Origin of the sequence: Lysinibacillus sp. NPDC093216 (genome assembly GCF_050280325.1) — a bacterium.
In the GTDB taxonomy this organism is placed as follows: Bacteria; Bacillota; Bacilli; order Bacillales_A; family Planococcaceae; genus Lysinibacillus.
In genome coordinates, this window is the sequence record NZ_JBNNVB010000001.1 from 421,469 (window position 1) to 433,456 (window position 11,988).

The window sequence follows — 11,988 nt, forward strand, 5'->3', positions numbered from 1 at the left end:
TATCTGTTAGGATCGTTTTTTCATACCCTTTAATAGCTGGGCAACATTTGTGTCCTCTGCCTGTATCTGTGTTTCCTCTACAGGCTGTTCTTTTTTCTTCGGCCTAGTTAGGAAGCCCCAACCAAAGCGTCGAATAGTAATATCTATGAAGAATAGTAGCATACCCGCCAATAAGAGCCATGTTGCAATATTTTGGCGTTCCGCACCTTTTTTAGTAAATTCACGGAATGCCTCGCTCGGTTCTTTTAAAACGGAGCCGCCTGTTTGCTTTGTTAGCTCTTTGACTAACTTTTCATTCACTGGTCGTAATTCATACTCAGCACTATAAGGTACACTTAAGCCTGCCTGGTAAATGGCATTTTCTTCATCGGCAATGCGGAAGAAGATGAGTCCTGGTTCTGCTTGTACGACTGCTCGAACTTGTGATGCTGAAATTGTTTCAAGCTGTGTATCAAGTTCTTCCCCCACTTCATTGACAGCAACAATATCTAAGAACGCCGCTTCATTTGTTGGGTCTGTGATGACAAATGAGCCGTCTGATTCTAGACGTACATCATAGGCAACATCATTATAGCTTGGTAGCATTTTTGAAATAAGCGTTTGCCAAAATGTGCCCCAATTTTGCCATCTTGCCCAGTCCCCTGTCCATTTTCCTGTCGAATCAGAAGTAAAGGCGAATGTTTTGCCAAGGCCATATTGCCATTCTGCAAGTACTGGATCTTCCTTCTCACTTTCTGCAATAACAGTAGCTCCTTGCTTTGCTGTCGTACCGATATAAGCGTTCATTTTAGGTACACCATCTGTAAATAATGTATTCCAGCCAGCTGCATTAAATATCGTTGGATAGAATGGGTTATCCTCAATATATGTGCGTGAAATCATGGCTGTTTCACGCGATAAAATAGAAGGGATTGTCTGCTCATCAACAACATCGTAGAAACGCCCACTGCCCATCTCGCTAAGCGCTTCAAGTAAGTTAGCATCTGCATCCTGACCAATTGCAACTGTTGAAAGAGTAATGCCATTCTCTTTTCCTTGAGCAATTAAGTCTTCATAGTTACCAGGCTGAGACTGACCATCAGTTAATAGAATAATATGCTTTCGCTGTAGCTTTAAATCAGCTAGATTTTCATAAGCTTTAGCTAGTGAGCCAAATATTTCGGTACCACCCCCTGGCGTTACAGATAAAATCGTATCTACCGCTTCTTCCTTATTGCTAAGTGGTCCTGCCTCAATAATTTCCCAAGGTCGATCATCAAAGGCAATAAACCCGAGCGTATCTTCATCTCGTAGCATTTCAACTGACCGAGCGGCCGCCTCTTTTGCGAGCTCTAGCTTTGCTCCAGACATACTTCCAGAGCGGTCAAGGACAATCTCAAGCCCTAATGATGGCAATTGCTCTTTGCCTTTAATCTCCATTTCAACAGGTAGTAAAGTTTCGATTGGTGTTTTAAAATAGCCTCCTAAGCCAAAGCTATTTTCGCCACCGACCATTGTAAAACCGACACCAAAATTTTTCACTGCTTGCTCAATGACATTCATTTTTGCCTCACCTACTAAATGTCCTGGCACATTATCAAAAATGATGGCATTGTATTGTAAATAACTAGAAAGTTCATTTGGCAGACTGTTAGCATTTACAACATCATAGGCAATTGATTGTTTGCCAAGCGCTGCTGCAATTGGTGATGCCGTATCATAGCCATTAACAATTAGTAAATGTGGTTCACTTTGCACCATCGTGACGCTTGTTAATTTATTATTTTCAAAAATGGCATCCTGTTCAACCTGCACGAGTGCCTCATATTTTACAAGCCCTTCAGCCGTTGCTGAGTGTTTATATGTAAAAATATTTGACCCTTCTGCAAGCTCCACTGCTTCACGGTGAATTAGCTTATCGTTTTCGTATAGCAATAGCTCACCTTGTTCTGCTACAGTTGCATTTATTTCGGCAACTAGCTGCTGTTGCTCACCTACATAAGCAACTTGCGGTGTGACAAAGCTTTTCATAGATACATCCTTAGCAACAGGTTGGTTAAATGGCATTACATCAACACTTATATTTGACCCTTTAAACTTTGATGCAAATTCTAAGGCATCTCCTTTTGTTTCATTGCCATCCGTTAAGAGTACAAGTCGTGTTGCTTTTTTTGGATCTACAATACCTGAAGCGAGCTGTAGACTCTGTTCAATATTTGTTTGATCTGTTGCTTTTATAGCTGTAAACTTCGGCACTTCCTTTAAAGACTTCGATAAAATGGCTTCCGTTTGTAAAGTCGATGAAAAAGAATAAATCCCTGCAAGCTGTTCATCTTTTTTCGACGGTAAACTTTCCGCTATAAAATTGGCCATCTCATCATTTGTCCCATTCATTGAAGCAGAACGGTCTACTAAGAATAATACTTGTTCTTCCTTTACGGGCAATAAAATATAGGGTCCTGCAAGTGCAAAAACCAAACAGCATACTGCCACAATACGAATACCTAGTACGACGATATGACTCTTCTTTAGTCGCTGACGTTCACGCCAATAGGTCCATCCAAAATACATAAGCAGTGGAAGTAAAAGCAACAATGCTAATGGCATATCAATTCGTAAATCCACGACGTCGTTGCACCTCCCACTCTAAAACAAGTAATATCAGAATCATAAGGATAATCCAAGGCACGAACGATGTTTTCGATATTTCTTCCTTACCATTGTCCGGAAGCTCTCCAAGTGTATAACTTGTCCCTTTTTCAATCACACGCTCTTGCGCTTGGAGCTGTACGATGAAGCGCTTTTCTTCATCTTTTGAGCGAGCTGTATAAATTCCTGGCTTCATTGGAGCTGTTAGTAGACCATTCGAAATGGACGATAAAAACTCTTCTTCCTGCGAATAAATACTCCAATCACCTTGCGCTAAAGCAACTGCGCGTTGCTCATTTGGTGTGAAAATACCAAGAGAACCAACTGATTCTGAAAGTTCCTGTTCAGCACTCCATAAAAATAATGGGAATGAAGGATGTAACGGCCAATCTGTATCTGCAATATCAGCTAATACAACGATATCCCCTTCAGGTGAACGCTGAATAAATGGCTGGTCTCCAACTGATGCAATCGTTTTATAGTCATCGAATCCAGGATATACAGCACTGACGTAAATATCTTTTAGCTCACTAAATGCAAACAATGCATCACTTGTTGTACTGATTTCCCCAGTAGCTTCAACCTTCTCAACGTCATCCCGTCCAAATAAAACAATTGGCTTGTCCATCTTTTCGAGTAGCGCCGTCTGATTGGTCACTACTGTAGCATCCTGATTATCAACCAGTTTTGAAGATGGAACAATTTTCACGCTACTATTAATCGTTTGCAAACCTTTTTGAATGAGTTGATGCATACTTTGATCCACAACTACTTTTGAAGTAGCTGTTTGTAGCAATACAGGCTGTGAATTATCAACAGCATAATCGTCCTTAGCATCTATTTTGGCAGTCAACGTATCTTCTAACGGTAGATCTTTAAATGTTTTTGTTATGGCTTCATTTGGAGGTAATGCGACACTCTCTGTAACGATCTCCTTACCCTTAACATTTTCTATCGAAAGTTTTACATTTTGCTCTTGGTCCGTATCATTTTGTAACTGTACAAGCGCCATAGCAGATTGTCCATCTGTAGTAGCAGCAAAACGTGTCATTGCGATATTTGTTAAATCCTTTGCAGACCCTTTTACGATCCACTTCACCGTATCTTTTTCCATCGGTAATTGCTTTTTATCGAGCGCATCTGTAAAGACATAAATAGATGTTGGTGTATTGCCGACAAAAGCCTGTGCCACATCTAAAGCTTTATTCATTTGAGCTGTCTCATAAGTTACTTGTAACTGTTGAATGGCTTTTTCAATATCTTTAGTATTTGTTTCTTGCTGTAATATGGCTTTTGGCGTATTACCTGTTGTAATGAGTGTCACAGGTCTTCCATCAAGCTCATTGACCAATGACAGCATTTCTTTTTTATGTGTATCAAATGTTGACTGCTCTTTCCCTGCTAACATCGTTGCAGAAGTGTCCACTATGAAAATCGTCTGCGCACCAACAATGGTTGACTTTTTAACATATGGATTCATTAATGCTAGTACGAGTAAAAGAAGAGCAAGTAGTTGCAAATAAAGCAGTGCATTTTTTTGTAAATGTTTTAAGTATGGTGACACACGTGTTTCTTGCATAATTTCCGACCAGAAAAGTGTGGAGGATACGGTTTGATCGGTATATTTTTTTCGAAAGAAATAATATAGAAGGACAATGACCGGGATGATGGCCGTCCAGCTAAAAAGTAATTGACTAAAGCCCAATACGGCTCACCTCACCTAATCCAATGTGCTTTTAATAATTGATGGAAGATGGCATGCTGTAATCCATCCTCTACTTTAAGTTGTAATTGTCGAACACCGAAACGTCGACAAATTGCTTCAAATTCCTCTTCATGTAATAAACGTCTTGCCGTATATGTGTCCAGCACTTTAGAAGACATCGTAACATTTACATCTCTGCCCGTTTCACGATCAAGTAAGCGCACATCACCCGTATATTCTGGTGCTATTTCTTCTTGTGTAACTATTTGCAAAATACGGACATCCCCTGCAAAACGTGGTAGCCTTTTTAAAAGTTGCTCCCATTCCTCGATTGGCTCAAGTCCGTCTGTGACAATAAATAGTACGGTACTATCCTTAGGCAATGCTTTGAAAGCTCCTTGTGCGAAGCTATTTGTATAAGTTGCTTGCTCAATCTCGGTGACCAACTGTAAAAAGGCGCGACGATACATAGCACCCTTACGACGAAACGGTGGCTTCACCTCATCCTGTAGAAAAGAAAATGATAAGCGATCATCGCGTCCGAGCACCATTAGGCCAAGTGAGGCGACAATTTGCCGGGCAAAAGTCCATTTTGCTTGATCGCCCATCGATTTAGTTGTATCTAGCAAAATGTGGACGCGCATTTCTTGTTCATCTAAAAAACGTTTAATGAAGTATTTATCAGTTCTCGCAAAGACGTTCCAATCCACCTGACGTACATCATCACCTAAATGATATTCACGAAAATCCGAAAAATCGAGCGATGCCCCAAAGCGTTGCGAACGGTGCGAGCCCTTGTGCTGCCCACGTAATTTGGAGGCCGTTGCCACTTGGAAGCGACTGATTTTCGCTAACCAATCCTCGGGCAATAATAATTTTTGCGTCACCTGCTAACACCTTGCTGTACTTTTTCTAAAATGACATCAATCACATCGTCTGCTGTTTTACCTGAAGCCTCCCCTTCATAATTCAACAGCATCCGGTGGCGTAATACTGGCTTAGCCACTGACTTAATATCTGCTACAGAGACGTGGAAACGTCCATTCATAAGCGCCCTTGCCTTCGCTAATTTGATTAAACTTTGTAAACCTCGAGGGCCGCTACCATACATGGCATATTGCTTGACCTCATCAATGGCATCCACTCTCTCAGGATGTGTAGCCACAACAAGATCCGTCGCAAATTCGAGCATTTCATCAGCAACAAGTACTTCCTTAACCATTTGCTGCGCTTCAATCAGTGCTTCTGTATCCATGATCTTTTGTAAATCAATTTCCTTAGCGCCTGTTGTACGCTTCATAATTTCCATTAGTTCACTTTTCTCAGGATACGGCACTAGAATTTTACATAGGAATCGGTCCATTTGTGCTTCTGGTAAAGGGTATGTTCCCTCCATCTCAATCGGGTTTTGTGTTGCTAACACGAAGAATGGTTTCGCCATCTTCTTTGTATCTCCCAAAATTGTTACAGTTTTTTCACCCATTGCTTCAAGCAGTGCACTTTGTGTTTTTGGTGTTGCGCGGTTAATCTCATCTGCTAATACCATTTGGCTAAAAATTGGACCAGGCTGGAACGTAAATTGCTGCTTGCCATCAGCTGTGCGCTCAATCATGCTTGTCCCTGTAATATCCGCTGGCATTAAATCTGGTGTAAATTGAATTCGTGAAAATGATAAATCTAGTACTTCAGAAATTGTACGAATTAACATCGTTTTCCCTAAACCCGGTAGGCCCTCTAATAATGCATGCCCATCAGCAAGGACTGCGTATAATGTATAATCAATTGCTTCCTCTTGGCCAACGATAAAGCGATGAATTTCTTCCTTTACTTGTTGTAATTTCGTACTCATTTCAACATATTGTTGCTCTGTAAATGCCATTCCTTTTCCTCCTACTTAGAGTCAATTGACGTGAAATAAGATTGCACGACATTTTGTAAATCCTTCGGTAATTGTAAACGCTCTGAGCTTTCTAAATAGCTATCTTTATAGGAACCTATAACTTCCTCATAAGGACGGATAGAACCTTTAGTAATCGGGCCATTTCCTTGTTGCTCTGAAACATGTGATCCATCTCCTAATGCTCCACCATCAACTGAAGTCTGACTAGATCCACCAATTCTATTCGGTGTTGTCAATAAATCGCGGCCGCCCTGTCCTGTGCCTGTGCCTGTGCCTGCGCCTTTACCTCCTTGAGCAGTACCTTGACTTTGACCATTGCCATTTCCCTGACCTTGTCCTTGACCTTGTCCTTGACCCTGACCTTGTCCGTTTCCTTGACCATTGCCTTGTCCTTGTTGATTGCTTTGATTCGATCCTTGTTTCTGTCCTTGACCACTAGCCTGTTGGGAACCATTTTGAGAATTAGTTTGGCCTTGTTGTCCTGTTTGACCTTGTTGATTACTTTGCTGTGAATTCGCTGATGGATTGGTATTAGGATTGTTTTGCTGATTATTATTGGCACTATTGGCACTCGCAATAGCATTTTGTAGAGTATTGCTTGCAGGTTTCCCAAGCTTGCTCATAGCTGTCTGAGTAGCATTTGCATTTTGCGTTAGCTCCTGCTGCATTTGGGCGAGCTCCTTCAATTGCTCCGCTTCTTCCTTCGATAAGCCTTTGTCGTCAGAAGCGCCCTCCTTACTAGCCGTTTGCTTATCCTTTAATTGTTGCTCCTTTAAAGAAAGCTCCTTTTGCTTTTTCACGACTTCTCTTAATGCCTCTTCAGCTGTTTCTGTCTTTTTTAACGTATTTTGCAATTCTTTTAATTGCTCTTTCACTTCTTTTGTTTCTGCTTTTTTCTCTAATTTAGCAACTTCCTTCTTTACGTCTTCAATGACAGCTTTTTCTTTTTCCACCTCAATTGCTTCAATTTGTGAAGCTGCTGGGAACATATAAAGAATGGCCAGTACGACAGCTGTTCCAAATAAGCCAATCAATGCTTTGGGGCGAAATAAAATTTTTTTCCGAGCCTTAAAATCAGCAAATGCCTTTTCAACGTTCTCGATTGCTTTCGTTAGTAGAGATTGAACGAGTGGGTCCTTATCGTCCTCGAACGATAAGGCTGTCACAAGTTCATTGTGAGAAAAATAATCATCCAGTGTATGCAATGCTTCCTTTTCTTTCACACGCTTCCACCACATAAACAGCACTGTTGCTAGTATGACTATGATAAAGATAGCAAGAGCTGTTTGGCGATAATACGGCCAAACAAAGAGCCTGGAAACGAGGAAGAGGGCAGCACTCGAAAGCAATGCCAAAAACAAGCCGTACTGTGCAATTGGAATGCTTCTTTCTACTGTTAAACTCGTCTTTGCACGTTGAATATATTTTCGTAATTGCTTACGACGCTCCATAAGATTTCCTCCTTATCGGTTACTTTTCATATTGGCACGTAATTTTTTAATCGCAATTGTTAAACAAACAACAATGATCAATGAATAAGCTATTAAATAACTAATCCATACAGGTAATTTCACTCCTGAAACTTGCACTAAAGCATCGCCCATAGATGATGAAGTAAGCGTAAGCATTAATGCACCTGGGTTAATAGAAGCCCAGAAGTAAGTCATGTAGGAAGTACCAGTACCTGCGGCATTCCCCATTTGATGGAAGGCCATTGATAAGAAGAAGAAAAACGCTGTAATGCCACCTAAAAAAATGATCGAACCATACGTAGAAATCATCGCAACAATTGTTCGTTTTGTAATGGTTGAAAACATAACACCAATACTACCAATGGCTACAACTGTTAATAAATAAAATAAAAATATCGAGATTAATTGAGACGGTGATACGCCACCAAATAAAAATACTAAACTATACAATGGTAACCCTGCGATAAGCATTAATACTAAAAATGCTACCGAGGATAATAATTTCCCAATGATGATTTGAGTAGAACTTTGTGTCGTTGTTAGTAAAATATTTAATGTTTGCTTTTCCCTTTCGCTGCTAATTGCACCGGCAGTTAAGCTCGGTGTAATGAAAAGAACAAGAGCCATTTGTAATATTGTTAAGACTGCGAACATCATAAAGCTTGTGTCTGGTCTAAAGAAACCTTTGCCTGTGAATCCAGTTGTTATAAGCAAAAATCCTACGATAAAAATACAAATAACCGCTAAATAAAACATTAAACCTGAAAAGCTTTTAAAAGAACGGAAGCGCAACTTCAATTCTTTTACGAATACCGGATTATAAAATCGTTCCATCATTGATTGTCCGCTCCCTTCGTAATAGCCATAAAGACATCCTCTAAATCTTTTTCCTCTTCGCTTAATGCATAAATAGGTAAATTCGCAAGTATTGCCTTTTTCAAAAGTGCTACCTGATCGTCATCTGTTCCTCGGTAATTAAAGGCTGTCTCTAAGCGATTATCCATTACATCTATAGAAGAGATCAGTGGATCCTCCTCCAAAAACGCACGTACCTCGTTTAAACGATCCGTTACTTTTACTACGATACGCTTCTCCCCCTGCAGCTGTGCTTGAATGGAAGCCACATTGCCATGAGCGATAAGCTTACCATTATCAATCACACCGATTTCATCACACATTTCTGCAAGCTCAGGCAAAATATGTGAGGAGATTAAAATCGTTTTTCCCATAGATTTTAAATTCCGTAAAATATCTCGCATTTCTACTCGGGCGCGTGGATCTAAGCCTGAAGCAGGTTCATCCAAAATTAATACTTTAGGATCGTGGATAAGTGCACGTGCCAAACATAGACGCTGCTTCATCCCACGTGACAGTAAATCAACATATTCATGACGTTTATTCGATAAATTCACGAGCTCTAGTAGCTGTGGAATAAGTACTTTTCGTTCAGCTGCCCCAATGCCGTAGCTGGCACCGTAAAAGTCTAAGTATTCGTCTACTTTTAGTTGATCATAAACGCCAAAGAAATCTGGCATATAACCAATTTGTTTTCGAACTTCCTTAGGTTCCTTAATAACGCTTTTACCATTAATAATGGCATCACCTGAAGTTGGAGATAGCAAGGTTGCTAAAATCGAGAATGTAGTCGATTTACCTGCCCCATTGGCACCTACAAAACCAAAGACAACCCCTTCCTCCAAAGATAAATTCAAATGATCTAATGCTGTAAAGGAGCCGTATCTTTTCGTTAAATCACGAATTTCAATCATTATTTCGCCACTCCCTTCAGCTCTACATCTGGTAATCTTGTTTCCTCACCTGTTTGATCTGGTCCGAATTTAATCTCAATCAGCAATTCATCATGATCATTGAAGTATTTTTTTATGTTACCTGTAAACACCTGTTTCGCATCTACCAATGGCTCATAATTTTTCGTTTCGTTATTCCAAATCGATAGCTGCATGCGATCAATATCCTTATTTGAAACTGTCAATTCGTTTAATGTTTGAACTGAATTCATAAACTTATCTGGCATCGCGATGGATACTTCATAGGAACCATCCGACAAGCGCCAATTATTTAATTGTTCATCTACTTTTTCAGCATACGAATTAGGAGATAGTTGGTTTACTGAATACGCAAAGTTGTTACGTTTCATCGTAAATGGACCTGATAACTCTACTTTGCCTTCAAATGGCTGAACAAAATAGGAAATCGGCGACATACTAGCACTTGTTTCTAGCTCAACCCCAGCAATTGCTTGGTCTGCCCATGCTGTAATGACAGGTTTTTTATCATCTTCTACAAGCGGTAATGCCATAGATTTCATACCCTCGATACGTGAAGGATTCACGTCTTCCTTCTTCGCTGGATAATTATTAAAATTGTAATTAGTAAAATCAGATGGTTTTTGAAGAACCGTTGCTTTTAGCTCTGTGTCGACTTTAAGTGTACCGTTCGCTTCAATGTCGCCAAGTTTAACTTCTTTAATGCCAGAGATTAGAGTAACGTCCTTTAGGGCAAACGGGAAATTGTTCTTAATTGTCCCAGTTAACTTTTCATTATTTAACGTAATATCGATATCCATCTTCCCAATATTTTGTGCCACTGACTTCCCTGCAAACGATTGCACAGACCAATAACTTAAATCACGTAGTGTTAGCGTTGAACCATTGGCATTTTCCTTAATATAGGATATTTCGTGTAAATCCTCCCTTACCCCTGCGAAATTAATAGAATTTCGTAACGCGAATGCACTTGTATTCTTATCTGCATTAACAACAAAATCACCACTACGATTTGTTAAAATGGACTCTACATAATAACCATTTACACTACTATCTTCATTTATTTTATAAAATGCAGATTGTTGAATTTGCGGTTGCCCAATTCGATCTTTTGCACCAAAAATAAATAGAGCAATAGATAACACAATTGATATCGCAGGAATGATCCACCATGCATGCTCACGTTTGTCTATTTTCTTTAAAATGAAATATAAAATAGGTCCGATAATTAAAATATATAAAATAATAACTATTAGCATATAGCTAACAGATACTTCAAACGAAGGGAATAGCTCATTTATGGTACGCAGGTCATATGGAATTTGATCCAGCGGTGACTGTCCATTAATCATTACCCCTTGTTGTGACATCTTTTGAATATTTATCAATTTTGACACTAGTGCTGGGTAGCCATCCATAGACGCAAGTGGTTGATCTCCTAAAGAAAAGGCTGTTTGAATAATTTCCCCACTGCCAACTTTTTTCTTAGAAGCTAAAATCTTATTGTTATCTGTTAATACAGGAATACTTCCTTTATTTTCAGTTGCCCCATATATAGAAATAGGATGTGTAAATTTTCCTCCGCCTGATAATTTTGATAGGCTATCTGCTGAAACGGATGTCATTTGTTGTGATAATGCTAGTGGTAAATAATCTTTGAAAATACCTGCTGTTGCATTTACTTGATCAGCAGCTCCTACTATTAATGTTCCACCATTTTGTACCCAATTTAGTAAGGACTCTTGTTGCTTTTGCGTTAAATCAGCAATCGCAATTTCATCGATGACGATAACATTCGCCATTGCAAATCCCTGTGTATCCTCTGGCAGTGTATAATCCTTGATTTGCTTTAAATTGAAAACTTCAACACTATTTTGAGGAGCTAATTGGGATAGCTTGAAAAATGCTGATAAACGATCACTATTATCCGTTAATGTGTAAATAAAAACTGATGAAGGATCTAAAAGATTACCTTGTAGCTGCTTTGTTCCTTTATAAGCAACCTTTTTTCCTTTTTCAATGCCTCCTTCATAAAATGCAAACACATCTGCATTCCAGGAATCGATACCCTCTAGATAAATATCAAATGTTTTTTCTTCTCCCGCCGCTATATCTATTGGAAGCACTTTAGCTGACGCAGCTTGATTGGAACTGGAAGTATTGATGACCATATCTCCAGAAAAATCTGTACCATTATTTTTTACTGTTATTTGAATTGGCACAACTGATTGGTATTTTGCTTTACCTGCAATCCCTGCCTTAGCCTGCACATCTAACGTAGCAGCCGCTTTTGCCTGCTCCATAGGTAGAATAAAGCTAATAACAAGCATGAATAGTAGTATGAGTGCCGTTATATTCTTTTTCTTCAAAAACTCAACCCCTTTTATGTAAATTGTTGGTTACATAATTATACGATTTAAATTGCACTTTGTTCCATTTCTTATGACATCTTCATGAATATTCATAAACTCTTAAGAATTAGCTGATTTCCAAAGT

The 11,988-nt window shown here is 39.4% G+C and carries 8 protein-coding genes; all 8 read right to left on the minus strand.

The features are described from left to right. Positions 1-6: 6 nt before the first annotated feature. Genes ACQKOG_RS02100 through ACQKOG_RS02135 form a run of 8 tightly spaced genes read right to left on the minus strand, consistent with a single transcriptional unit; the run spans position 7 to position 11,861 of the window. Complete coding sequence (locus tag ACQKOG_RS02100; RefSeq protein ID WP_427444704.1) at positions 7-2,604, minus strand: VWA domain-containing protein; 2,598 nt, start codon at positions 2,602-2,604, stop codon at positions 7-9. Then, on the minus strand, positions 2,588-4,333 hold the full coding sequence (locus tag ACQKOG_RS02105; RefSeq protein ID WP_427444707.1) for a vWA domain-containing protein: 1,746 nt from the start codon (positions 4,331-4,333) through the stop codon (positions 2,588-2,590). Before ACQKOG_RS02105 ends, ACQKOG_RS02100 begins: the two co-directional genes overlap by 17 nt. An 11-nt stretch (positions 4,334-4,344) precedes the next feature. Further along, on the minus strand, positions 4,345-5,220 hold the full coding sequence (locus ACQKOG_RS02110; protein ID WP_370076945.1) for a DUF58 domain-containing protein: 876 nt from the start codon (positions 5,218-5,220) through the stop codon (positions 4,345-4,347). After that, on the minus strand, positions 5,217-6,212 hold the full coding sequence (locus ACQKOG_RS02115; RefSeq protein WP_370076943.1) for an AAA family ATPase: 996 nt from the start codon (positions 6,210-6,212) through the stop codon (positions 5,217-5,219). The genes ACQKOG_RS02110 and ACQKOG_RS02115 overlap by 4 nt, the downstream gene beginning before the upstream one ends. Before the next feature lie 11 nt (positions 6,213-6,223). After that, positions 6,224-7,684 (minus strand): hypothetical protein, encoded by a 1,461-nt coding sequence (locus ACQKOG_RS02120; RefSeq protein ID WP_427444712.1) that lies wholly within the window; start codon positions 7,682-7,684, stop codon positions 6,224-6,226. Between the two features lie 12 nt (positions 7,685-7,696). Further along, positions 7,697-8,542, minus strand: coding sequence for an ABC transporter permease (locus tag ACQKOG_RS02125; RefSeq protein WP_370076939.1), 846 nt, complete (start codon positions 8,540-8,542; stop codon positions 7,697-7,699). Continuing rightward, positions 8,539-9,474: an ABC transporter ATP-binding protein gene (locus tag ACQKOG_RS02130; protein ID WP_370076937.1), complete on the minus strand. Its 936-nt coding sequence runs from the start codon at positions 9,472-9,474 to the stop codon at positions 8,539-8,541. The genes ACQKOG_RS02125 and ACQKOG_RS02130 overlap by 4 nt, the downstream gene beginning before the upstream one ends. Then, positions 9,474-11,861, minus strand: a complete 2,388-nt coding sequence (locus ACQKOG_RS02135; RefSeq protein WP_427444716.1) for a DUF7408 domain-containing protein — start codon at positions 11,859-11,861, stop codon at positions 9,474-9,476. Before ACQKOG_RS02135 ends, ACQKOG_RS02130 begins: the two co-directional genes overlap by 1 nt. Positions 11,862-11,988 lie beyond the last annotated feature (127 nt).

Excerpts from the sequence above, each read along its gene's own strand:
- ACQKOG_RS02115 (WP_370076943.1), bottom strand. The coding sequence starts at position 6,212 with ATGGCATTTACAGAGCAACAATATGTTGAAATGAGTACGAAATTACAA.
- ACQKOG_RS02125 (WP_370076939.1), bottom strand. The coding sequence starts at position 8,542 with ATGATGGAACGATTTTATAATCCGGTATTCGTAAAAGAATTGAAGTTG.
- ACQKOG_RS02130 (WP_370076937.1), bottom strand. The coding sequence starts at position 9,474 with ATGATTGAAATTCGTGATTTAACGAAAAGATACGGCTCCTTTACAGCA.
- ACQKOG_RS02120 (WP_427444712.1), bottom strand. The coding sequence starts at position 7,684 with ATGGAGCGTCGTAAGCAATTACGAAAATATATTCAACGTGCAAAGACG.